The sequence below is a fragment of the Halorubrum wangae genome (assembly GCF_051194135.1).
In the GTDB taxonomy this organism is placed as follows: domain Archaea; phylum Halobacteriota; class Halobacteria; order Halobacteriales; family Haloferacaceae; genus Halorubrum.
Genome location: NZ_JBLZNH010000001.1, coordinates 486,881 through 508,853, shown reverse-complemented (window position 1 = coordinate 508,853; position 21,973 = coordinate 486,881). Strand labels below are relative to the sequence as shown.

Below are 21,973 nucleotides of genomic sequence, written 5' to 3'. Positions count from 1 at the left end.
GTTTGCTCGCTGGTCATCGCTTAGTTGAGATAGTAGTCGATAGTTCGACGGAGTCCATCTTCGAACGTATACTGTGGTTCCCATCCAAGGGCTTCGACCTTCTTAGTTTCAAGGGCGTATCTCTGATCGTGACCAGCGCGGTCCTCAACGAACTCGATGAGATCTTCAGATGCACCGACAGCATTGAGAATCGCTTCGGTAACTTCTAGATTTGTCTTTTCAGTATTACTACCAATATTATATATCTCTCCGACAGTCCCCTCTCGAAGCACTACATCGAGTGCACGGCAGTTGTCTTTGACGTAGATCCACTCTCGGACATTCGACCCATCACCATAGACAGGTAGTGTCATGCCGTCGGCAGCGTTCTGGATAAATTTCGGAATAAGCTTTTCGGGGTGCTGGCGTGGGCCGAAGTTGTTACAGGTCCGTGTGATGACAACTGGAAGGTTGTGGGTCGTCTGAAAGCTTTGAGCTAACAGATCCGCACCTGCCTTCGTCGCAGCATAAGGATTTCGCGGATTGAGTAGATCTTCTTCAGAAAATTTTCCATCCAAGATCTGCCCGTAGACCTCGTCAGTTGAGATTTGGAGGAACCGGTCGATGTCTCCCTCAGTAGCGGCATCAAGGAGGGTCTGAGTGCCCTGGACGTTCGTACTCACGAAGGGTTTACCACCGTCGATTGAGCGGTCGACGTGTGACTCCGCGGCAAAGTTAACTATTGTATCGACATCATCGGCGAGGTCACTGACGAGTTCCCGATCGCGGATATCACCTTCGACGAACTCATGACGAGGATCGTTGAGAACACCATCGAGATTGTCTTTTGAGCCCGCATATGTGAGGGCGTCTAAAGTGATCACTTCGTCGTCTTCGTGTTGGTTGAGAAGATAATGAACGAAGTTCGATCCGATGAAGCCAGCACCACCGGTGACGAGAATTTGCATATGGAGTTAATTCACGGTACATGTTTACATACCTGTCGGAACACCACAGTATGCGAGTGCTCGTCGTCGGTGCTAATGGACTCCTCGATAGTAATGTTGTTCATGTAGGCCTCCAACGCGAGTTGACCATCTGTGGATCCTACCACTCAACGCAACCAGCATTTGAGATTCCACTCACGCAGTTCGATCTCAGAGACCATACCTTGTTCGAAGATGTACTCACAACTTACGATCCGGATGTGGTCATTAACTGTGCTGCGATGACGGATATGGATGACTGTGAACGGGATCTCGAACAGGCCCAGCTGCTCAACGGGGACGTACCCGGGAAGCTGGCGGCTCATTGTGCCGCAACCGGTGTTCCATTCGTTCATGTTTCGACGGACTATGTCTTCGACGGAACAAATCGGGAGCCCTACATTGAGTCCGCAGCGACGAACCCCCGACAGGTCTACGTTAAGTCGAAACTATCGGATGAGCAGGCAGTCACCGATGTACTACCAGACGCACTCGTGGCGCGATTCTCCTTCGTCTGAGGCATTCATCGAAGTAGTGATACTCTGAGTCGCTTTCCGGCATGAGTTCGTGACCAGCTCCACTCGGATTAAGCCGTTCCGTTGATCACAGATCTGTGGGTAACGACGACACTGGCTGGCCAGGATGCCGACACACTGCTGGATCTCATTGAGCGAGACGCCACTGGGTGTGTTAATGTCGCGTGTTTGTCATGTATTACCCCAATACGTTTGGAGTGGTAATCGCCGATCGGGTTGGTCGCAGCGAAGATCTACTGACCGAAGGATCGATAGACGATTTCGACCGATATACACCATGAGCCACACATGGCTACTTCAATATTGAAGGTGTGTAATCGACGCTTGGGTGTACATTACCGACGATACGAGAGTATGTCAACACTGTCAAAGACATGTTTCGCTAGATCTGGTAGCGGTCTCGGTGCTCAAGGAAGTGCTCGCGTGCGTCTGCAGGGAGATCTTCAAATCGGAGCACTTCCTGACAACCGAGTCCCGGACATTTCATCACGCGATTATCTTCGAGTTCGTTCGCGGCGACGATGGTGCCACAGTCAGGACAGGTGTGGGTGGTGATACGCATGATTACAGTTTGAGTTGGGAGTTCTCACCGACGACGAGTCGGCGACCTTCGGGGAGGAGTTCAGCTGCACTCTCGACGTTAGCGTTGCGTCCAAGGAGACTGTCGACAATCCGACCGTCTGCAGTGATCTGCGAGTCACCGATTACAACGCTATTCTCGATATGGATGTTTTTAAGTGTTGAATTGGCGCCAATTGAGCTGTAAGGCCCGACGTACGTTCCACTTTTAATGGTCGTATTTTCTGCGATAGACACAGGACCACGGACGACTGCCCCGCTTTTGATCGTCGAAGATTGGTCCAGTTCAATACGACCATTGACCTCTGCACCATCTTCGATGACACCTGCAGTGGTTAGAGCCATCTCTTCAAGTACGAGGCGGTTCGCTTCAAGGATGTCTTCGGGCTTGCCGGTGTCCTTCCACCAGCCCGTAACGACATGGGAATCGATTGCGTGGCCATCTTCGAGAAGCGATTGGATCGCGTCGGTGATTTCGAGTTCTCCACGCCACGACGGTTTGAGGTTATCTATCGCATCAAATATTGCCGGCGAGAAAATGTACATACCGATCAGTGCGAGGTTCGTGGGCGGGTCGTCTGGTTTTTCGATGAGTTCCGTGATTTTGCCTTCCCCGTCGACATTAACGATCCCGAAAGCTTGTGGATCATCTACTTCTTGTAAAGCGATGCCCGCACCGTAGTCACCCGCCTGGAAACTTTTGACGAGGTCAGTGACGCCTGACTTGAGGATGTTGTCCCCAAGGTACATCACGAAGTCGTCATCGCCGACGAAGTCGCGAGCGCATCCAGCTGCGTGGGCAAGTCCAAGCGGGTTTCCTTGGACGATATATGTGATCTCGGCACCGTACTTGGAACCGTCGCCGAGTAGATCTTGAATTTCGTCTCGACCCTTGTTGCCGAGAATGACGCCGATCTCGGTTATTCCAGCCTCTTTGAGATCCTCGATTGCGTATTCGAGAACTGGTTTGTTTGCGACTGGGACTAATTGTTTTGGTCCAGTGTGGGTTATAGGTCGAAGGCGTGACCCAGTACCACCAGAAAGTAGTACACCTTTCATTAGTTTAAATTTTCACTTGTGTTGGATTAATGTTGTGGTTATAATATGATATAATGGAGTATTGACTTATGAATGTATTCGCTACAATTAGTGTAGTAAAACAAGATTAGGAGTCTACCATCTCTTTAAGTCCCATGTTAATTTCAGTCATTGATAATTTGAGATCAGTTGTTACAGTTGTATTGTCGAGATCGACATTTGGTCTCTTTGCGGGTAAGTTAACAGACTTTGAATGGGAGGGAACAATACGAGAACTGTCGTACCCAAATGCATCTGCGATTAATTTTGCCCAAGAGAATCTACTGATATAATTGGGACCCACAACATGGAATGTGCCAGTAGACGTTCTCTCAACTACTAATTTTATTACTTTTGAAATATCAAATATATATGTCGGATTGTTGTGCCAGTCGTCAAACACCTCGACATGCGTATTATCCGACAGTTGAGCAAGAGTCCACTGGATCATTGTTTCAGATTGCCATGGTTGAACTCTCCCATAGGGTTGATCAATTCGTAATATTGTCGTTCTGAGGTCAGAATCTTCAACAGCTTTCTCTGCTTCATATTTTGTCTGACCATATTTATTGATTGGGTTCCGGTTGTCATTTGGTCGATACTCCGATTTTTTGCCGTCGAAAACAAAGGCCGTTGACAGAAATACAACTGATGCGTCACAGTCGGTTGCAACATCTAAAATGTTTTTTGTTCCATTGACATTAATGGTATGAGCTTGTTTTGGATTTGTCTCGCAGGCGTCGACATCAGTCATAGCTGCTGAATGGATGATAACATCTGGACAAATATTATTAATACACTCGAAGACCGCCTTTTTATTCCGGATATCCAGATTTATACCTGTAGCTATTGGGTGTGTGACATCATTCTGAAAGTACGTATACCACACATCATAATCTGTTGCAAGCCTATTTAGGATAGACCAGCCCACGAATCCCGATCCTCCTGTGACTAAGATCTTCATTGTACTTGTGTGAAGAATTCAGAGAAGGTGTCTGTGACGTACTCTATGTCAGCTTCATCTAGTGATTGGTGGGCACCGATTACGAAGGAATCTTGCATAACGCGGTTGGCATTCGGATAGGAGTCAAGTGGTAGCTTTGCATCGATATTTTCGAACCCAGGGTGCTTCAATAGGTTCCCTGACCAAAGAGAGCGAGTCTGGATCCTATTCTGTTCAAGGAATTTAACAATTGATTTCCGATCAAATGGGGCGTCACTACGAATCGTAAGTGGGAACGCAAGCCAGCAGGTGTCTACATTCTCAAGCTGATCGGGTAGTACAAACCAGTCTTCATACTTCTCAAAGTACTCGTACAGCGCATTAAAGTTTTCACGACGAATGTCTGTGAATTTCTCAAGTTTTTTGACCTGTTCAACACCGAACGCAGCACTCGCCTCCGTTGCCAAGAAGTTGTATCCGAGCTCGTCAAAGATAAACTTTGAATCGTAGGCCGTTCCCCCGAGGTTAGCTTCAAGCCGTTTATCGATATCGTTTGTCTCATCAGCGGCAGATGATCGCCCCCACCCACGGAGTTTCTTCATTCGTTGGTTCCATGCATCATTATTGACCGAGACCATTCCCCCTGCACCGAAGGAGGTAACAACATGAGACCCATAGAAGCTTGTTGTCGATATGTCAGTAAATTCGCCAGTTGGACGATCGTTGATCTTTGCTCCGAGAGTGTCAGCTGAGTCTTCAATAATATAGAGATCGTACTTATCGGCAATTTCACGTAACTTGGGATAGTCTGGTATGTTTCCCAAGAGAGAAGGTACCATTAGTGCCTCCGTCTTGTCAGTAATTTCGTCTTCAACTTGATCAATCTTTAATTGATAGTCACCGATACCGATATCCACAAAGACTGGAATTAACCCCTTCTGAACAAGCGGCGCAACGGTCGTTGAAAACGTTACCAGAGGAGTGATTACTTCTGATCCGCGAGGAAGATTTAGTGCCTCGACAGCGAGCATATTTGCAGAGGATCCGGAGTTAACCATCACGCCATGTTTTTTTCCGAATAGGTCCGACACTCGCTCTTGCATTTCGTCCGTATATGGACCCCCAACGAGTCGTTCTGGATGATCGAGCACATCGTTAACTGCTTGCCGTTCTTCGTCACCGTAGGTTGCTTTTGCGTAGTGGATTCGATAATCACTCATTATATATGTCTGCTTATTCACTGGTTAGCATAAATACTCTGCTGTAATGTCGGTAACTGCTGATCCTTGTCTGAAATAATTGGATTATTGACTGGCCAATTGATACCGATTGTCGGGTCATCCCATCTCACTCCACGTTCATGATCCGGTGCGAACTGATTAGTCACCTTATAATGAACCAGTGCAGAGTCACTCAGCGTGGCGAATCCGTGGAGGAATCCTTCTGGGACATAGAGCGCATGTTTGTTTTCTCCTGATATTTCCTTTGAGATATACTGTCCATACGTCTCAGAACCTGGTCGGACATCGACTACAACGTCGTATATTTTTCCGCTAAAACAGCGTATGATTTTTGCTTGTTCATAGGGACTTGCCTGCTGGTGAAGTCCACGTAGAACGTCTTTGAAGGATTCTGAATAGAATTCAAGCACGAAGTCTGTTGGAAGCCCTCTTTCTCGAAATGGACCCTCTGCATAGCTTTCTAATAAGTACCCACGTTCGTCATCAAACACCCTCGGCTTGATCACAACTGGTCCGTTGATATCTGTCGATTCGAACTCGAACGGCATAGAACGTAATTTTACATGGACGGATATTATAATACTGATCACAATATTTAAGCTGATACTCACTATTCAGATTAATGTATTTGAGTTAAAATAATCCTAATATGTATTTAATATAACAATCTTAGAACTACTTAGAGAGATGCCAGATTTGATGGATTATGAGCTTTGTGGTAATGAACACAGCTAGAAACCCACATATAACTATTGCTCTGTAGAATCCGCGGAAGCCGAGAGGATAGCATCGGTCAGAATGTGGAAGAGCCGAATGTGCCTAAACTCTTCTTTTATTTTGTTGAATCCAATAACAGCGAAAGCCTGGAATCTGATCTGGGTCTATGCGTATCCTAAGTCTCTCAGATGCTGTTTTTGTTGCTCGTTTAGTCTCCTCTCCTATGTTTTGTCTTGACAAGGACTCGACTTGAGAATCAAGTTGCTCTTGGAGCCCCTTCTCCCCGTTTAGTTGCCTCCATCCACTTCGCGTTTTGTATCCGTAGTCTGTAGGTATTGCGATTCCCCTGAACGTGGCATCGTAACTCTCCAAGGGATACTTCCCGCTGAACCTCTCCAGAAGTCCTGTAGGGAGTCCGAGACACTCAGTGAGACAGACCTCTCGGTTTTCAGAAGAGAACAGCGAGAACGCTTCTACATCCTCATCGGAACTGCCAAAAATATCAAGTATCGTCTGGTAAACGTCCAGACTGCTCACGAGCCTGTCGTCTGATTCCTTCTCCTGTGAACCATCCGAAACGACCAACGGCACGTCAACAAGAGGAGGATTTATACCATGATCGTGTCCCCATAGCCCGTCTTCTCCTAGCATTTCTCCGTGATCCGCGATGGTAATCACATAATCCATGTCCTTAATTAGCTCAAAGAACAACTTCCTGTAAATGTCGGATAAGTACTCTACACTCGCCTCATATGCGGCTCGAACCGGATCGCTGTTGGGGGATTCAAAGACCTGTTCAATATTAGGGTTGCGGGGAACGGCTTCATTCGGGATGCCCTCCGTAAACTCAGGGGGAATCTGAAGATACGGAGAATGAGCCTCCATCAGATTGATGAATACGAATTCATCTTCTTTGTACGTTTGCGATTTAGCCCACTCAACAGTCCTCTTCCCGCCCTTATCAGTAGGTTCCCACCAACCGCTTCCTTCTGCTTTCAAGAGCAATCCCTGTCGAACTGATTCGACGGGGTCGTCACTTCGAAGACAACCGAGAAGTCCCTGGAGGTATTTTCTATGTTGAGGGAGGTCCGTATCTAGTAATTCACTCCAGTCATACACTGACTCAAACATACGACGCACACGGTGGTTACCGTCGAATGAAGAGAAGCCTCGGTTGAACCCAAATGCAGGAGACACGTAGGGATTTGAAGAATGGCCCCGCGTCGAAATATCCATATCGGAAAGACGTTCTGCTAGCGTTGGTTTAGAGACATCTAAGATTGGGGTCTTCGATGTGACCCCGTGTTCGCTCGCGTATCTGCCCGTAAATAAGGATCCGTGAACTTGAACCGTGCCATGGGACGGGGACCACGTATTCGGATACCGAATCCCCGGAAGCCAATCAAAATGTCTGTCGAAAGCATCCTTCCGAAGCGTATCGAGGACGACGAGGGCGACTCGAGTCATAATGGTGAGTGGTCAGCGAGTGAGTTAAATCACTGGATTCATAGGTAGAGACTTGTTAGTCGATCCTCAGCAGCAGTTGGAAGTCACAGCGGATAAGGATGGGCGGCCGTGTTACCGGACGAACGATGATGCCTATCAAGACGTTCGTCTCGGAGGGTTGAGCCACGACTCTGCTGGCATAGATTCGCTGGGGCGACGGCATCTTTTGTCCATGCTGCCGTGGTGCATCTGTAATTCGGTACGGTAACTATCGAGTGTTTCAGCGATATCTGTGCAAGGATTGCGACCGTACGTTCGATGATCAAGCTGGGACCGTCTTCGAATACTCCGAGGTTGCACTCAGAAAGTGTGCGCTTGTCAACTCACGCAATTTAGATGTACGTCCATTTAATACAAGTTTCAGATAGTCGGATATAGGCATCTATGTTTCGTACGGGACAATCTACCGTTTTGTCCAATATTTTAAAGAATGTTGGACCCAACCCCGCTTTATGTTGGGAGTCATCCTGAGATTGACAAGTTCTACGTAAAATCGGGACTAAAGGGCCGCGAGCGTGACAGCCGATAAGTATAGGCTGATGGAATAAATATAAATTCGTAATGGGCAACGAACCGACTTTCTCTATAATTCTTCCTACTTATAATGGGGTTGACTTCGTTGGAGACGCATTAGAGAGCATTCAAGGACAAACGTTCGAGGACTATGAACTCGTAGTCTCCGACGATGCAAGCAGTGACGATACCTGTGCAGTCGTCGAGAATCACCCAGTCTCTCCCGAGATCTTCCTAAAGAACGAGGAAAACGTTGGAATCGGTCGTAACACGAACCGTGCCGTTTCACGAGCACGCGGAAAGTACATCGCATTTCTCGATCAGGACGACCGCTGGCTGCCAAATAAACTCGCAACCCACGCCGAGACACACGACCGGGAGTCGGCCGTGATGGCGTATTCAGACTATCGAGTGGTCTCCAACGATGGATCGTCCATCGACACATGGCGTTGTCCGGATTCTAATTCGAGTGGAACCTCACTACTCAAACAGTTGATAGAGGAGCACAATTTCGTCCGAACACTGAGCGGTGTAACTCTTTCCCGAGATTTATGGAACCGATTAGGTGGATTTGACGGGACGTTCCAGCTCGCCGCCGACTACGACTTTTGGTTCCGCCTTGCGGAGAGCCACGATTTCGAGCACATCCCAGAACTCCTGATTGAAAAGCGGGTGCATGACCAGAACGTCTCGGCTAATCGAGGATTGAACTACCGAGAACTGCTCTACCTCCTCCACAAGCTTTCCTTAAGACACCCTGAGTTGCGAGAAGACATCCGTCGAAAGCGACGCGAGACACACTTCACGCGTGCGTGGGGAGCGTACCTCAACGAAAACTCCCATGCAGCCGCGAAGTACAGTGTTCGGTGTTTACACGACCACGATGACATTCTCCATGATGAATTAGGGATCAAACCGTATGGGCTTCTCGGCCTATCGGTTCTGGACCTCGTTTCGGGGCCCATGGCCTTAGGACGTAAAATCCTTGAGGTGAAGCGTGTTGTGAGTTAAACCGACGTAATCAGTGACTGGAAAGCGTCCTCAAACCTGTCCACTTGACGGGATTTCTCCAATTTGTTCCCGAGCTTGCGGCTTTTCATGAGAGATCTCGGTGTGCATCGACCGGTGAATCGAAGTGAGATAAAACTCTCTGCGAGCGGTTCTACATATGACGCTACTACCATCCGCGATATCTTCCACTGAATTCGAAGCACTTGTCTTGGAAACCTTGCTGTATCCTCGCATACTATGATTGGATATTGTATAGTTTTGCATATTTTTTCCCACTATTTAGCAACTCTATATGGGTGCCTTCCTCTACGATTGTACCATCATCAACAGTATAAATCCGATCCGCGTTCTGCACCGTCGACAATCGATGCGCGATCGCAATCATCCCGTATTCTCGGTCCATAGACTCGATCGACTCCTGTACCTCTTTCTCCAGGTTCGAGTCGAGGTCGCTCGTTGCCTCGTCTAACACGAGGAAATCGGCGTCGGTCAATAGCGCCCGCGCAAGTGCGACACGCTGACGCTGCCCACCGGACAGCCGAACGCCATCGTCGCCCAACTCGGAATCGTATCCGTTCGGCAACTCGTCGACGAACTCGTCTACCTTCGCGATCTCGCAGACCCGCTCGACCTCCTTACGGGACGCGTCGCGGTTCCCGACCGTGACGTTCCCTTCCAGTGTGTCGTTGAAGATGAACGGCTGCTGACGCACGACAGCGATCCGATCGCGCCACACACGAAGGTCGAATTCGCCGATCGGTGTTCCGTCGGCCATAATTCTCCCCTTGTCGGGATCGTAGAATCTCGCGAGGAGCGAAACGATCGTCGACTTACCGGCGCCCGACTGTCCGACGAACGCGATGAACTCGCCTCGGTCGACCGAAAAGGAAATTCCGTCGAGCACCTGCTCGTCGTCTGTGTACGAAAACCGGACGTCATCGAACTTGATCGTGGAGACGCGACCGGGATCGACATCGCCGCTCGTCTCTCGCCGCCCGTTGAGTTCCTCGACAAACGTCTGTGTGCGAACGAGGTGCGACAGATTTCCTTCCATGTTGTAGACGTTGCTGTTCAGTCGACTGACCAGCGGTGCGAGTCGAAACATCGCGAGGAAGAAGATGCCGAGCGCACCGAGCACGAGGCCACTGTAGGTGAATCCAATGTAGATTAATCCAAAAAGTGTGAGCGCCGCCGCGAGGTCGTAGAAGTTCTGAATCGCCGCCTTGTTGCGATCCAGATCGATGGACGACTCGCGGTAATTTCCGATCCACTCGTCAAAGACCTCGAATATCTCCGCAGAAAGTCCAAACAGCTTCACGTCGCGGATCCCTTGTGTCCCGGCCTGAACTGTCTCCTGGACGCGCTCGTTCGACGTCGCGACGCGCGATCCTACGGTGTAGGCTGGCTCGATAACCTCGCGCAAAAGGTAGGTGATCCCGCCGAGCAACATCAGCGCGCCGAACGCCATCAGCGGCGCGATGTAAAACATCACGGAGAGGTAGACGAGAGCGAGGAATATCGTTTCGATGGACTGCACTGCGAATCGGATCACCCGACTGGAGTACCGCGTTTCGGTGATGATCGCGTTCAGGATGTCGTCGGAACCCTCCTCGTCAAAGTAGCTGACCCGCGCGTCGAGTGCTGAGTCGAACGCCTCCGTCCGGAGCATTTCCTCGTACCCCTTCTGGAGAATCGCACGCATCCACGTCACGAGGAATGACGACGTGAATCGGACGGTCATCGCCATCCCGACGCCGAGGATTAGATACTCCAGCCGGAACGGGATACCGATGAACCGAAACAGTTCGAGGAAGACGGCGAGTAATCCCCCGCCCTCCGTGATCGGCCCATCGGCCTGCGCGACTTCGAGGATGGGCCAAATGAAACTGAGCCCGATTCCCTCAAGAAGCGCGGTGGCACCGCCCAACAGGATGATCACGAGAGTGAGCTTCGGCCGATATCCCGCAACCCGACGTAACGCCGTCAGCTTCTCACTCCAAGTGATGTCGTCGCTGGCGTCCGGCATTTGAGTGCGTGAGGGTTCCCGTGCTCGACTGATAAGATTGCTGTTTGCCAGACACCCCGTCGAGAGACCCACGAGAACACGGTCCTGCGAGGGCTATCAGGGACCCGTCTCAGAGGTACTCGTCTCAGACCGGAGACTCAGGGCGTGCTCGCTCACTCACAAACTATTTCCAATCTCACCGAGACCCCCTAACCATGCAAGCAGTGGTACTCGCGGCGGGCAAGGGCACTCGCCTCCGCCCACTCACCGACGACAAGCCCAAGGTACTCGTCGAGGTCAACGGGACGCCGCTCATCGAGGACGTCTTCGACAACCTGATCGACTCGGGCGCGACCGAGCTGATCGTCGTCGTCGGCTACAAAGCCGAACAGATCATCGACCGCTACGGCGACGAGTATCGCGACGTCCCGATCACCTACACACACCAACGCGAACAGCTGGGGCTCGCACACGCCATCCTCCAAGCCGAACCCCACGTCGACGGCGACTTCATGTTGATGCTCGGCGATAACGTCTTCCGCGGCAACCTCGGCGACGTTGCGAGTCGCCAAAAGGAGGAACGCGCCGACGCCGCCTTTCTTGTTGAAGAGGTCCCCTACGAGGAGGCCTCCCGATACGGCGTCCTCGACACCAACGAGTACGGCGAGGTCACCGAGGTAATCGAGAAACCTGACGACCCGCCGAGCAACCTCGTGATGACCGGCTTCTACACGTTTACGCCCGCCATCTTCCACGCGTGCCATCTCGTCCAACCGTCTGACCGCGGCGAGTACGAGCTCCCTGACGCGATCGATCTACTCATTCAGTCCGGACGCACCATCGACGCCATCCGGCTCGACGGGTGGCGCATCGACGTCGGTTACCCCGAAGACAGAGATCGCGCCGAAGAACGACTCGACGAGCTGGCGGCCGACGCGGACTCAGAAGAGAACGAAGAGAAAGCGGACGAAGCGACCATCGACAGCTAACCGTACGGCTCAGTTCACAGCAAAGATTGAGCGGGACGATCAACACCACTCTTCCAATGTCGATGCGGCTTCGACGTACGCACGGACGTACTCGTGATACGGCTCCGGTGGTGACCGGAACACCCGAAACTCGTCGTGTTGGTCATCCGGATTCAATTCCCCACTAACCACGTCGACCACGTACCCGTTCGCCAGGTAATGTTTCGAATCGACGCCCGCGACGTCGGAACTCTCGTACCGGTGCTCAAACGCGCCGAGCGATTCGACAATCTCGACCGCGATATCCAACTCTTCTTCGGCGATCCGATGGACGGCTTCGCGGCGTGTTTCCCCTTTCAGGACGCGCCCCCCAGGTACGAACCAGTACCCCTTCGCGGGCTCGTTCGTGCGTCGACCGAGCAGCACGCCGCCGTCACGCCTGATCACCAAGTCGACGGAGACAATCGGAACGTTGGCGACGATCGTCCGCCATTCGTCGTCCGGAATCCAGTGGTCGTCCATGGTCGGTCGACGAATTGGAGACAGATAATGGTGTACAGAGTCGGATCGAGCAATGAGAGACTGCGACCAAACCGAAGCCATAATCCTCCTGCCCTGACGACGCATCTCCATGCAGAACAAACGCGTCCTCGTCACGGGCGGCGCGGGGTTCATCGGCTCAAACCTCGCGAACCGCCTCGCGGCCGACAACGACGTGATCGCCGTCGACGACACCTACCTCGGAACACCCGAGAACCTCGACGACGACGTCGAGTTCGTCGAAGCCTCGGTTCTCGACGACGACTTCCCCGCCGACGTCGACGTCGTCTTCCACCTCGCCGCGCTTTCCTCGCGGAACATGCACGAAGAGAACCCGCAACGCGGCTGCCGCGTCAACGTCGAGGGATTCGTCAACGTGGTGGAGCGCGCCCGCCGAGAAGGGTGTGGGACGGTCGTCTACGCCTCCACCTCCTCCATCTACGGCAGCCGAACCGAGCCCTCGCCGGTCGATATGGACGTGGAGGCGCACACCGCCTACGAGGCCTCCAAGCTCGCCCGCGAGCGCTACGCCGAGTACTACGCCAACCACCACGACATGGCGATGGCCGGCCTCCGATTCTTCTCGGTGTACCAAGGGTTCGCCGGCAACGAGGAGCACAAGGGCGAGTACGCGAACACGGTTGCGCAGTTCGCGGACGCCATCGCAAACGGCGAGGCGCCGGAGCTGTTCGGCGACGGCAGCCAGACCCGCGACTTCACCCACGTCTCGGACGTCGCCCGCGCCTGCGAGCTCGCCGCCGACCACAAGCTGACGGGCGTCTACAACGTCGGCACGCAAGAGGCGTACTCTTTCAACGAAATGGTCGCCATGATCAACGACGCGCTCGGCACCGACGTCGAGCCGGAGTACATCGAGTGCCCCTTCGACGGCTACGTCCACGACACGATGGCCGACTACTCGAACTTCCACGAGGCCACCGGTTGGGAGCCCGAAATCGACTTCGAGGAGGGCGTTCGGCTGGTGTGCGAGCCGTACCTCGACGAGGCCGAATAGCCGAACCCGTCGGCGGGCTCCGGTGTCGCGATCCGTTTCGACGCGTGACGGGTCCGCTCCCGGATGCTCCCGCGGGGACCGAACCCAGATCTCGCACTCGATCGCCGTGGCGGTGTACACGAACGCTGGAACCCAGCGACCCCGCCTTCCCTCGGGCACGTCCGACGGGCCGTGGTTCGGTTATCGAGCGTCGAACATCCTGCTTCCGGTCTCGTAGCACCGGTTCGTACTCCCTCTGTGGCCCGACCTCTCGGAACGTCGAGGTTGCACGTATATGTTCTCGGCGACCCTACGTGGTGTATGCGAATTGTCGTCTTCGGCGCGACCGGACGAACCGGCGGCCCGCTCATCGAACGGGCGCTCGAACGCGGACACGACGTGGTCGCCTTCGTTCGGGACCCGGCCGACCTCCCGTCTGCGGTCCGGGAGGACGAGCGAGTCAGCGTCGTGACTGGTGACGCGTACGACGGCGACGACGTCGAACGCGCCGTCGCGGCAGACGGACGCCCCGTCGACGCCGTCGTCAGCGTCCTCGGACAGACCGCCGACGGGCCGGACGACCTCCTGACTGAGGCCGGCCGACACGTGCTCGCGGCGATGGACGAACACGGCGTCGAGCGGTTCGTTACGCTGGTCGGGGCGGGCGTCCGCGAGGAGGGGGAATCGGTCAGTCTCGGCGGGAAGGTGATGGAGGCGCTGTTGAAACTGCTGGCGCGGGCGGCCCTCGAGGACGCCCGCGACCACGTCGAGATGGTACGCGCCAGCGACGCTCGCTGGACGGTCGTCCGCGCCCCCCGTCTGACCGAGGACGACCCGATGGACGGGTTCCGACACGGGACGGACCTCGCCCTGGGCATGCGCGACACCGCCGCCAGATCGAATGTCGCCGCGTTCATCCTCGACTGCCTCGAGGACGACCGATACGTCCACGAGATGCCGAAGATCGCGGACCGAAACTGAGAGCGAACGCTCCCGAGCGTTACATGTAGCCGAGATCGCGCAGCCGTTCCATCAGGTCCTCCTTGTCCTGGGCGCGGCCGGCTCGTTCGGTCGTTCCTTCGAGGTCCTGTAACCACGCGGGCTCCTCGGTCGTCTTGTCGGTCGAGACCTCGCTGCCGAGCGAGCGGAAGCCGGCGAAGTACTTCGGCGAGATGGGGATATCGTCTTGCTCGACGCCCTCAGGCAGGTCGTCGTCGGCCTGCGGGACGTACCCCTCGTCGGGAAACGCCTCGACCGTGTCCGGGACGACGTAGTTCCAGAAAGCGTCCCACACGTCGGCCTCGGCGAACTGCAGGATGGGTTGAATACGGTCGTGCGGCGGGAAGAGGTCCGGGTCGTGGCGCGGCGAGAAGAACGTCTCGTCCGCCCGCGCTTCCTGCTCGTCCCACCGAACTCCCGAGATGACGCCGTCGATGTCGTACTCCTCGAGGGCGTTGTTCAGCGCGACCGTCTTCAGCAGGTGGTTGCCCACGTACGTGTCCAAGAGGAACGGGAACGTCTCCTCCTCGTACTCCAGGATATTTCGGATGTGGTGCTGATTCTGCTCGTTCAGCGCGTCGACCGGGATGTCGTCGCCCGGCTCTAACCCGTGCTCCTCGACGTACGCGCCCACGTCGTCGTTGCGGGCGTACACCAGATCGATATCCCACTCGTCAGCCCACCGCTCGACGAAGTCGGTGATCGAATCGAAGTGCTGGAAGTGGTCGATGAAGACCGCCGTCGGCTTCTCGTAGCCGTACTGTTCGGCCACCTGGTTGATGAAGTACAGCGTCAGCGTGGAGTCCTTCCCGCCCGTCCACATCACCGCCGGGTTCTCGTACTGTTCGAGCCCCGTCTTGGTGACTTCGATCGCTTTCTCGAGCTTGTGTTGCAGCGACGGATAGTCCGTCGGATCCTCGCCCTCGCCGTCGGTGTAATCGACGTCGACGCTCGCCGGGAAGTCATCGCTCATACGCCCGGACGGTCACCTTCGAGGGAAATAGGCTTTCTGAATCGATCTCACACGGCCACTTCGTGGTAACGCGTCTCACTGAGGGGAGCACAAGGGATATGTCGGCGGAACAAGACTCTCCGGTTATGGGACTGTTCGACCGGCTGCGCAGCGACGACGACGAACGTGTCGTCTTCCTCGGCATTGACGGCGTACCGTACGACCTCGTGCAAGATCACCCTGACGTCTTCGAGAACCTCACGGCCATCGCCGAGACGGGCTCGGCCGGGCGCTTGGAGAGCATCGTGCCGCCCGAGTCGAGCGCGTGCTGGCCGAGCCTCACGACGGGCGTGAACCCCGGTGAAACGGGCGTGTACGGCTTTCAGGACCGCGAGGTCGACTCCTACGAGACGTACGTGCCGATGGGGCAACACGTGAAGGCGACGCGACTGTGGGACCGCGTCACCGACGCGGGGCGCGACGCGACCGTGCTCAACGTCCCCGTCACGTTCCCGCCGTCGACACGGATCCAGCGGCAGGTCTCCGGCTTCCTCTCACCCGGCCTCGACGCCGCCGCGAGCGACGACGAAGTTGAGCAGGTGCTCCGCGACCGCGACTACCGCATCGACGTGAACGCGAAGCTCGGCCACGACGACGACAAGAGCGAGTTCGTCGAGAACGCTCACGCCACCCTCGACGCCCGCCACGACGTGTTCACTCACTACCTCGCCGAGGACGACTGGGACCTCTTCTTCGGCGTGTTCATGAGCACCGACCGCGTCAATCACTTCCTGTTCGGCGACTACGCGACCGACGGGGAGTACAAGGAAGACTTCCTCGAATTCTACCGCACGCTCGACGAGTACATCGGCGAGATCAGAGAGTCGCTCGACGACGACACGACGCTGATCGTCGCCTCCGACCACGGCTTCACCCGACTGGAGTGGGAGGTCAACTGCAACAAGTTCCTCGCCGACGAGGGGTGGCTCTCCTACGCGGACGACGAGCACGACTCGCTGACGGACATCGACGACGAGACGCGAGCGTACTCGCTCATCCCCGGGCGCTTCTACCTCAACCTGGAGGGTCGCGAGCCCGAGGGAGTCGTCCCGGAGTCGGAGTACGAGGCGGTCCGTGCGGAGCTTAAGAGCGACCTCGAAGAGCTCACCGGTCCCGACGGCCGACAGGTGTGCAAGCGGATCGTGAACGGCGAGGACGCCTTCGACGGCGCGCACGACGAGATCGCCCCCGACCTCGTCGTCATCCCGGCGGACGGCTTCGACCTGAAGGCCGGCTTCGGCGACAAGAAGGCCGTCTTCACCGAAGGGCCGCGCAACGGGATGCACAAGTTCGAGAACTCGCTTTTGTACACCACGGACCCCGACGTCGACGTCGCGGGCTCGAACCTCTTCGACGTGACCCCGACGATCCTCGACCTGATGGACGTCGACGCCGACGCGACCTTCGACGGAGAGAGCCTCCTCGTGGAGTAGCGCGGCCGACGTCGGTGCGAGTCAGACTCGGTCGATCGGCGTCGAACACCGCATACAGAGCACGTCGGTGCCGGCCCAGTTAGCGTCGTTCGACCCGCAGTTCGGACATCGGTGCGTCTCGTCGCCGTACTCGGTCGTCCCGCGAGGCGCAGCGAGATGACCGTCCGCCACCGCCTGCTCGACGAGCCCCGCGAAGCGCTGCTTTTTGAATCGAGCGCGGTGCGCGAGGAAGTCGCCCGACCGTTGCTTCGGTCACGTCGGCTACGTTGAGTGCGCGACTGTGCACGCGCGCATCACACGGGTAGCCGTGGCTCACTCCCGAGCGGACGACACCCGACGGTCGTCTGTTCAAAAGAGCACGTACGCGACACCGTACCCGACCGCCGCGACGGTCACGGTCGCCGTTCCGGTGACGACGACCCCCAGCGTGTCGACCGGTCTCGTGAGCGAGCGCGAGGAGACTGCGACCCAGATCCCGCTCAGCGCGAGGATACTGAACACGAATACGGCGGCGTTGTGGAGCGTCGGCGGTGGAATGACGAAGACGGCCCCTGCGTACCCCATCCCGAGCCCTGCGCGTGGGTGAACGAACCGACGGACGGAAACGTCGTGTAAGCGAGTGAACGTCCATATCCCCAGCCAGACGGTTCCGATCTCGATCAGGAACGCCCCGAGCAGGTGTAGCGTCGGATCTGGATGTAAGGTGATCCGTTGGCTCACCGGCATCGCGCCGAACGGATAGAAAAACAGCGGCGGGCTACCGGTAACTAAGTCCCCGAACGGGTGTGAGAGCAGCCCGATGGACGCGACGGCGAACACCGCGGATGCGGGGACGCCGCGCATCCGGGCCGCCGTCGCGACCGCCGCGCCGCCGACGGCGTACACCGTGGTTATCCCGGCGACCGCGCTGCCGCCGGCCATGCCCGCGACGGCAATCAGCCCCGCGATGACGCCCGCGCCGACGACGTGTCCGAGCCGTCGATCCGTCGCTAAGAACGCGACGCCGGTCGCGAGCACACCTCCGAAGAGGAGCGAGTGAGTCGGGCCTCGGTGGATGACGTTCGCCGTGTTCCAGAACGCGTCCGGGTCGATCGTCTGGACGGACTGAAGGGCTAACCCGACCGGAGCGTACACGATATCGAGGTCGGGCACGAGCGCGAACGCCCCGGCGTAGACGCCGAGCTGAAGCGCTCTGTCTCGGTCGGCCCCGAGACGCGTCGCGGCCAGCGCTCCGAGGGCGAACGCCACGAGGCTGTGCCCGACGAACATACCGGTGAGTTCGTTTCAGAAGTAATAACCATCTCGTGTCGTCCGGCCCCCCGATCGGTCCCGTACGGCGGACGTGCCAACGCGAACGACAGCGCTGAGGCGTCGAAGCCGGACCTGGGACACGTCGTGCCCGGAGGCGTCAGCGGTTCGCCGATCTCGAGTTGAGGCGATCGCCCAGCTGATCGGCGATGCCGGTTAGGTACGTCGTCCCGAAGACGGCGACGAGGACGCCGCCGATGCTGTTGTACGTGAGATCCAGCACGGTGTCGTCGAGCCCGTACTGTGTGAGCACCTTCGGGATGCCGAACAGGTCCGCGCCCACGGCGATGTAGAATTCGAGGAGTTCCCAGATGACGCCGAAGGCCAGCACGAATATGAGCAGATACGCGAACATGAACTTCGGGCCGAGATGGATGTGGTCCGTGTGCTCCTGTACGGCTCGCGTCGCCGCGTAGCCCGCCGCGACGACGATGGACGACGACAGCGCGTGGGTCAGATGGTCCCACCACCACGTCGCGCCGTACAGCGTCTCGAAGTCGAGTCCGGGGAGCGGCACCGTGCCGAGCGCGTGCAGGAACACCGCCATCGTGATCCAGATGACGAGCCACACGTCCATGACGATCTGGTATCGACGCTCCAAGATCGCCGGTAGCTGCGTGATGAAGAGGCCGACCGCGGCTTGGAACGCGATCACGACGTTGCCGGCGTACAGCCCGCCTCCGAGAATGGCGACTAACAGGACCTGGAGAACTCTGACGATACCGACCTGCGTGCGGTGAGAGACGCGGACGCGGGTCTCGAGGCTCACGGCGCGCTCACCCCTTCTCCGCCGACGCGGGCGACGTTAGCCTTGAGCTGTCGCCGGAAGTACACCCGAAAGACGCCGCCGGCGACGAGCGCCGCCAGCGCCGCGGCGTCGTCGTACGCCGAGTCCGCCCCGTCGAGGCCACCGGCGACTCGGAAGTCAGCGACGAACTCCGCGAGACACGCGCCCTGTCCGGGCGCGTCGAGCACGCGCTGGAAGTCGCGCGTCGCGGCGATTCCCTCGACCGCCCGCCGGGTGGCCCGGCCGTCGACGCCGGCGACCCGGTAGGCGACGGCCGCCGCGAGCAATTGTTGAAGCCCCTGTCCGACTCACCCCGTCTCGTCGGGCGCGAAGGGGTCGAGGCCCTCGCGCGGGTCGGCGAGCACCCGGCGTCCGCCGCGCGTGTACCGATTCCCGGCCGTCTCGTACTCGCGGGCCGCGAGCGCGTCGACCGCCGCGTCGTAGTGACCGCCGTCCTGCGTGTTCATACCGATCCGACGGAAGCGAACGGATTATTGGTGGCGGCCCCCGCGACCGGTCGGACTCAGTGGGACGCGTCGTTTCCGCTGATCCCCCGATAAAACGCCACCGAGTAAGTCGCGTAGAACGCGCCGAACGCGCTCGTCAGGAGGAGGTACCCGACGCCGACGACGACGAGGACGGGGAGCGTCGGCTCGACCGACACCAGACCGCCGAGCGGCGTCGCGGCCGTCCCCGCGGACTGGGGGCCGAGGATCACGGACGCGACCGCGGCCAGCGTCCCGAGGATGACGCCGCCGACGAGCAGGACCAGCGTGTAGCCGACGACGCTCACGAGGTTCGAGCGAACCAAGCCGACGCTCCGCCGGAAGCCGTCGACGAGCTCCGCGTCGTCGAGGACGATCGCGTGAGCGTAGAACTGGATCGCGAAGGCGACGAGGAAATACGCCAGGAGCAGGCCGGCGACGACGAGAGCGAGGACCGCGAGCACCGTCGGGTCGACGCCGAACCCCGGCGTCTCCGCGACCGCCGTGGTCGCCGTCCCGCCGACGACGGCGATCAGCGCGCCCATGAACCCGACGAAGCCGAAGGCGAAGTTGATCGCGAGCAGCACGAGGTACGCGAGCAAGAGCGAGAGGTAGTTCTCCCTCCCCTCGGCGACGAGCGTGCCGAGACCGGTCCGTCCCTCGATAGCCTCGCTCGCCATCGCGAGCAGCCCGCCCTGGAAGAAGGGGAGCGCGAGGATGAGCACGCCGAACGTGACGAGCGAAGCGACCGCCGCCAGACCCGGCCGCGTCGAAGGGACGAGAAAGTTCGGGGCCTGCGCGAGCCCGTACAGCGCGGTGACGAGCAGGAGGATCGGGTTGCGAACGATACCACCGACTGCCGGACGGAGGGCGTGGAGGGCCGCCATGGTCCGAGATATCACTCGTTCTATATAAATCTCGGTGGGTTCCGCGCGGTTCCTCGCGGGCGTCGCTCCGAGCGGGCGGCGTGACCGGTCGGGAGCGCTACCAGGTCAGGCCCTCGTAGGTCAGCCCGTCGCGCCGCTCGATTATCCGGCGACCGTCGATCACGACCGGGTCGGCCATGGCGTCGAACGCGTCGTCAAGCGCCGCGAACTCGTCCCAGTCGGTGACGACGAGCGCGGCGCTCGCCCCGTCGAGTGCGGCGGCCGCAGAGTCCGCGTACTCGAGGTCCGGGAAGTGCTCGCGCATGGTGTCGGTCGCGACCGGATCGTAGCCGACGACGTCGGCGCCGCGCGCCTGCAGCGCTTCGATGATCGGGATCGCTCGCGAGTTCCTGACGTCGTCGGTACCGGGTTTGAACGCGAGTCCGAGGACCGCGACCCGCTCGCCCGCGACGTCGACGTGGGCGTCGAGAAGGTCGAGCATGCGGTCCGGCTGACCGTCGTTCACCGCGACCGCGGCGTCGAGCATGGGCGGTTCGTAGCCGGCCTCGCGGGCCGCTGCGCGGATGGCGTCGACGTCCTTGGGGAAACACGACCCGCCCCAGCCGACCCCCGACCGGAGGAACTGCGACCCGATCCGGTCGTCGAGGCCGACCGCGTCCATCACCTCGTAGGCGTCGATCCCGAACCGCTTGCAGACGTTGCCCAGATCGTTCGCCAGCGATATCTTCGACGCGAGAAAGGCGTTGTTCGCGTACTTGATCATCACGGCGGTCTCGGGGTCGGTCCGGATGACCGGCACCTCGCTCCCGGTCGCGGCGAGTAACGGCTCGTAGAGGGAGTCCAACCGCTCCGCGGCCCAGTCGGAGTCGGTTCCGAAGACGAGTTTGTCCGGGTGCTGGAAGTCGTCGACGGCAGACCCCTCGCGCAGGAACTCCGGATTGGTCGCGAGTTCGACGCGGTCGGCCGCATCGCCGGCGCCGGCTCGGAGCGCCTCGCGAATCGCGCCGACGCCGGGGGGCGTGATCGTGCTCTTGACGACGACGAGGTGGCGGTCCTCAGGATTGCCCTCCGCGGCGGAGCCCTCACTCCCGCCTGCGATCGCCTCGCCGGTCATCTCGGCGGCCGCCGTGAGGGGGCCGAGGTCGATGCTCCCGTCGGCTCGCGACGGGGTGCCGATCGCGAGGAACGTCACGTCGGCGTCGGAAACGCCGTCGTACTCGGTCGTCGCGTGCAGTCGCTCGCCCGCGTGCTCGGCCAAGAGGTCGTCGAGGCCCGGTTCGTGGATCGCCGCGCGGCCGTCGTTCAGCGCGGCGACCACATCAGGATCGATGTCGACCGCGGTGACGTCGTGGCCCGCGTCCGCGAGGCAGGCCGCGAGAGTGGTTCCGACGTAGCCGCTTCCGACGACGGTGACTCGCATACCGGAGCAAGCGACCCCCGAGCAAAAGAGCGTTGTGCGTCAATTCA

20 protein-coding genes and 3 pseudogenes are annotated in these 21,973 nt (G+C 57.8%); 7 read left to right on the top strand and 16 right to left on the bottom strand.

All coding sequences use genetic code 11. The features are described 5' to 3' along the window. Positions 1–20: 20 nt before the first annotated feature. A complete protein-coding gene (gene rfbB / locus ACNS84_RS02620) occupies positions 21–947 on the bottom strand; it encodes a dTDP-glucose 4,6-dehydratase (protein ID WP_435073288.1) in 927 nt (308 codons plus the stop codon). A gap of 50 nt (positions 948–997) precedes the next feature. Here rfbB and ACNS84_RS02615 point away from each other — a divergent pair, with 50 nt between their 5' ends. Further along, complete coding sequence (locus tag ACNS84_RS02615; RefSeq protein WP_435073287.1) at positions 998–1,483, top strand: SDR family oxidoreductase; 486 nt, start codon at positions 998–1,000, stop codon at positions 1,481–1,483. A gap of 400 nt (positions 1,484–1,883) precedes the next feature. On the opposite strand, the gene ACNS84_RS02610 is transcribed toward ACNS84_RS02615, so the two are convergent. The 6 genes from ACNS84_RS02610 to ACNS84_RS02585 all read right to left on the bottom strand — a co-directional run bounded on the left by ACNS84_RS02610 (position 1,884) and on the right by ACNS84_RS02585 (position 7,525). After that, positions 1,884–2,063, bottom strand: a complete 180-nt coding sequence (locus ACNS84_RS02610; protein ID WP_435073286.1) for a hypothetical protein — start codon at positions 2,061–2,063, stop codon at positions 1,884–1,886. A gap of 2 nt (positions 2,064–2,065) precedes the next feature. Beyond that, positions 2,066–3,139: a glucose-1-phosphate thymidylyltransferase gene (locus tag ACNS84_RS02605; RefSeq protein ID WP_435073285.1), complete on the bottom strand. Its 1,074-nt coding sequence runs from the start codon at positions 3,137–3,139 to the stop codon at positions 2,066–2,068. Between the two features lie 106 nt (positions 3,140–3,245). Further along, a complete protein-coding gene (locus ACNS84_RS02600; RefSeq protein ID WP_435073284.1) occupies positions 3,246–4,121 on the bottom strand; it encodes an SDR family oxidoreductase in 876 nt (291 codons plus the stop codon). Continuing rightward, positions 4,118–5,320, bottom strand: a complete 1,203-nt coding sequence (locus ACNS84_RS02595) for a DegT/DnrJ/EryC1/StrS family aminotransferase (protein WP_435073283.1) — start codon at positions 5,318–5,320, stop codon at positions 4,118–4,120. The genes ACNS84_RS02600 and ACNS84_RS02595 overlap by 4 nt, the downstream gene beginning before the upstream one ends. Positions 5,321–5,337: 17 nt before the next feature. Further along, positions 5,338–5,889: a dTDP-4-dehydrorhamnose 3,5-epimerase gene (gene rfbC / locus ACNS84_RS02590; protein WP_435073282.1), complete on the bottom strand. Its 552-nt coding sequence runs from the start codon at positions 5,887–5,889 to the stop codon at positions 5,338–5,340. A 271-nt stretch (positions 5,890–6,160) separates the two neighbouring features. Continuing rightward, positions 6,161–7,525 (bottom strand): sulfatase-like hydrolase/transferase, encoded by a 1,365-nt coding sequence (locus ACNS84_RS02585; RefSeq protein ID WP_435073281.1) that lies wholly within the window; start codon positions 7,523–7,525, stop codon positions 6,161–6,163. A 170-nt stretch (positions 7,526–7,695) separates the two neighbouring features. Between ACNS84_RS02585 and ACNS84_RS02580 the strand changes: the two are divergent. Next, positions 7,696–8,084, top strand: a pseudogene (locus ACNS84_RS02580) (transposase); the annotation flags it as partial. 41 nt (positions 8,085–8,125) lie between these two features. After that, positions 8,126–9,088, top strand: coding sequence for a glycosyltransferase family 2 protein (locus ACNS84_RS02575; RefSeq protein WP_435073280.1), 963 nt, complete (start codon positions 8,126–8,128; stop codon positions 9,086–9,088). A 235-nt stretch (positions 9,089–9,323) separates the two neighbouring features. On the opposite strand, the gene ACNS84_RS02570 is transcribed toward ACNS84_RS02575, so the two are convergent. Then, the gene (locus ACNS84_RS02570) at positions 9,324–11,114 is read right to left on the bottom strand and encodes an ABC transporter ATP-binding protein (RefSeq protein ID WP_435073279.1); all 1,791 of its coding nucleotides are present in this window, start codon (positions 11,112–11,114) and stop codon (positions 9,324–9,326) included. Positions 11,115–11,308: 194 nt separating this feature from the next. Here ACNS84_RS02570 and aglF point away from each other — a divergent pair, with 194 nt between their 5' ends. Continuing rightward, positions 11,309–12,082, top strand: a complete 774-nt coding sequence (gene aglF / locus ACNS84_RS02565; RefSeq protein WP_435073278.1) for a UTP--glucose-1-phosphate uridylyltransferase AglF — start codon at positions 11,309–11,311, stop codon at positions 12,080–12,082. A gap of 39 nt (positions 12,083–12,121) precedes the next feature. Here aglF and ACNS84_RS02560 read toward each other — a convergent pair whose 3' ends face one another. After that, positions 12,122–12,583 carry a GDP-mannose mannosyl hydrolase gene (locus tag ACNS84_RS02560; protein WP_435073277.1) on the bottom strand — a complete coding sequence of 154 codons (462 nt, stop codon included), beginning with the start codon at positions 12,581–12,583 and terminating at the stop codon, positions 12,122–12,124. A 109-nt stretch (positions 12,584–12,692) separates the two neighbouring features. On the opposite strand from ACNS84_RS02560, the gene ACNS84_RS02555 reads away from it, so the two are divergent. Next, entirely contained in the window at positions 12,693–13,616 is a 924-nt protein-coding gene (locus ACNS84_RS02555) for an NAD-dependent epimerase/dehydratase family protein (RefSeq protein ID WP_435073276.1), read from the top strand. A gap of 300 nt (positions 13,617–13,916) precedes the next feature. Further along, positions 13,917–14,576 carry an NAD(P)-dependent oxidoreductase gene (locus ACNS84_RS02550; RefSeq protein ID WP_435073275.1) on the top strand — a complete coding sequence of 220 codons (660 nt, stop codon included), beginning with the start codon at positions 13,917–13,919 and terminating at the stop codon, positions 14,574–14,576. A gap of 19 nt (positions 14,577–14,595) precedes the next feature. Here the strand turns inward: ACNS84_RS02550 and ACNS84_RS02545 are convergent, their stop codons facing one another. Next, positions 14,596–15,567 carry a phosphoadenosine phosphosulfate reductase family protein gene (locus ACNS84_RS02545; RefSeq protein ID WP_435073274.1) on the bottom strand — a complete coding sequence of 324 codons (972 nt, stop codon included), beginning with the start codon at positions 15,565–15,567 and terminating at the stop codon, positions 14,596–14,598. A 125-nt stretch (positions 15,568–15,692) separates the two neighbouring features. On the opposite strand from ACNS84_RS02545, the gene ACNS84_RS02540 reads away from it, so the two are divergent. After that, on the top strand, positions 15,693–17,039 hold the full coding sequence (locus ACNS84_RS02540) for an alkaline phosphatase family protein (RefSeq protein WP_435073273.1): 1,347 nt from the start codon (positions 15,693–15,695) through the stop codon (positions 17,037–17,039). Between the two features lie 21 nt (positions 17,040–17,060). On the opposite strand, the pseudogene ACNS84_RS02535 reads toward ACNS84_RS02540, so the two are convergent. The 6 genes and pseudogenes from ACNS84_RS02535 to aglM all read right to left on the bottom strand — a co-directional run. After that, positions 17,061–17,282: pseudogene (locus ACNS84_RS02535) on the bottom strand (hypothetical protein); the annotation flags it as partial. A gap of 105 nt (positions 17,283–17,387) precedes the next feature. Beyond that, entirely contained in the window at positions 17,388–18,308 is a 921-nt protein-coding gene (locus ACNS84_RS02530) for a metal-dependent hydrolase (protein ID WP_435073272.1), read from the bottom strand. A gap of 139 nt (positions 18,309–18,447) precedes the next feature. Next, complete coding sequence (locus tag ACNS84_RS02525; protein WP_435073271.1) at positions 18,448–19,116, bottom strand: DUF2238 domain-containing protein; 669 nt, start codon at positions 19,114–19,116, stop codon at positions 18,448–18,450. A 101-nt stretch (positions 19,117–19,217) separates the two neighbouring features. Continuing rightward, positions 19,218–19,601, bottom strand: a pseudogene (locus ACNS84_RS02520) (hypothetical protein); the annotation flags it as partial. Between the two features lie 56 nt (positions 19,602–19,657). After that, on the bottom strand, positions 19,658–20,506 hold the full coding sequence (locus tag ACNS84_RS02515) for a DUF7847 domain-containing protein (RefSeq protein WP_435073270.1): 849 nt from the start codon (positions 20,504–20,506) through the stop codon (positions 19,658–19,660). 97 nt (positions 20,507–20,603) lie between these two features. Beyond that, positions 20,604–21,926 (bottom strand): UDP-glucose 6-dehydrogenase AglM, encoded by a 1,323-nt coding sequence (gene aglM, locus ACNS84_RS02510; protein WP_435073269.1) that lies wholly within the window; start codon positions 21,924–21,926, stop codon positions 20,604–20,606. Positions 21,927–21,973: the final 47 nt, after the last annotated feature.

Excerpts from the sequence above, each read along its gene's own strand:
- rfbB (WP_435073288.1), bottom strand. The coding sequence starts at position 947 with ATGCAAATTCTCGTCACCGGTGGTGCTGGCTTCATCGGATCGAACTTC.
- ACNS84_RS02600 (WP_435073284.1), bottom strand. The coding sequence starts at position 4,121 with ATGAAGATCTTAGTCACAGGAGGATCGGGATTCGTGGGCTGGTCTATC.
- ACNS84_RS02585 (WP_435073281.1), bottom strand. The coding sequence starts at position 7,525 with ATGACTCGAGTCGCCCTCGTCGTCCTCGATACGCTTCGGAAGGATGCT.
- ACNS84_RS02595 (WP_435073283.1), bottom strand. The coding sequence starts at position 5,320 with ATGAGTGATTATCGAATCCACTACGCAAAAGCAACCTACGGTGACGAA.
- rfbC (WP_435073282.1), bottom strand. The coding sequence starts at position 5,889 with ATGCCGTTCGAGTTCGAATCGACAGATATCAACGGACCAGTTGTGATC.
- ACNS84_RS02545 (WP_435073274.1), bottom strand. The coding sequence starts at position 15,567 with ATGAGCGATGACTTCCCGGCGAGCGTCGACGTCGATTACACCGACGGC.
- ACNS84_RS02610 (WP_435073286.1), bottom strand. The coding sequence starts at position 2,063 with ATGCGTATCACCACCCACACCTGTCCTGACTGTGGCACCATCGTCGCC.
- ACNS84_RS02560 (WP_435073277.1), bottom strand. The coding sequence starts at position 12,583 with ATGGACGACCACTGGATTCCGGACGACGAATGGCGGACGATCGTCGCC.
- ACNS84_RS02540 (WP_435073273.1), top strand. The coding sequence starts at position 15,693 with ATGGGACTGTTCGACCGGCTGCGCAGCGACGACGACGAACGTGTCGTC.
- ACNS84_RS02575 (WP_435073280.1), top strand. The coding sequence starts at position 8,126 with ATGGGCAACGAACCGACTTTCTCTATAATTCTTCCTACTTATAATGGG.
- ACNS84_RS02570 (WP_435073279.1), bottom strand. The coding sequence starts at position 11,114 with ATGCCGGACGCCAGCGACGACATCACTTGGAGTGAGAAGCTGACGGCG.
- aglF (WP_435073278.1), top strand. The coding sequence starts at position 11,309 with ATGCAAGCAGTGGTACTCGCGGCGGGCAAGGGCACTCGCCTCCGCCCA.
- ACNS84_RS02555 (WP_435073276.1), top strand. The coding sequence starts at position 12,693 with ATGCAGAACAAACGCGTCCTCGTCACGGGCGGCGCGGGGTTCATCGGC.
- ACNS84_RS02615 (WP_435073287.1), top strand. The coding sequence starts at position 998 with ATGCGAGTGCTCGTCGTCGGTGCTAATGGACTCCTCGATAGTAATGTT.
- ACNS84_RS02550 (WP_435073275.1), top strand. The coding sequence starts at position 13,917 with ATGCGAATTGTCGTCTTCGGCGCGACCGGACGAACCGGCGGCCCGCTC.
- ACNS84_RS02530 (WP_435073272.1), bottom strand. The coding sequence starts at position 18,308 with ATGTTCGTCGGGCACAGCCTCGTGGCGTTCGCCCTCGGAGCGCTGGCC.
- ACNS84_RS02605 (WP_435073285.1), bottom strand. The coding sequence starts at position 3,139 with ATGAAAGGTGTACTACTTTCTGGTGGTACTGGGTCACGCCTTCGACCT.
- ACNS84_RS02515 (WP_435073270.1), bottom strand. The coding sequence starts at position 20,506 with ATGGCGGCCCTCCACGCCCTCCGTCCGGCAGTCGGTGGTATCGTTCGC.
- aglM (WP_435073269.1), bottom strand. The coding sequence starts at position 21,926 with ATGCGAGTCACCGTCGTCGGAAGCGGCTACGTCGGAACCACTCTCGCG.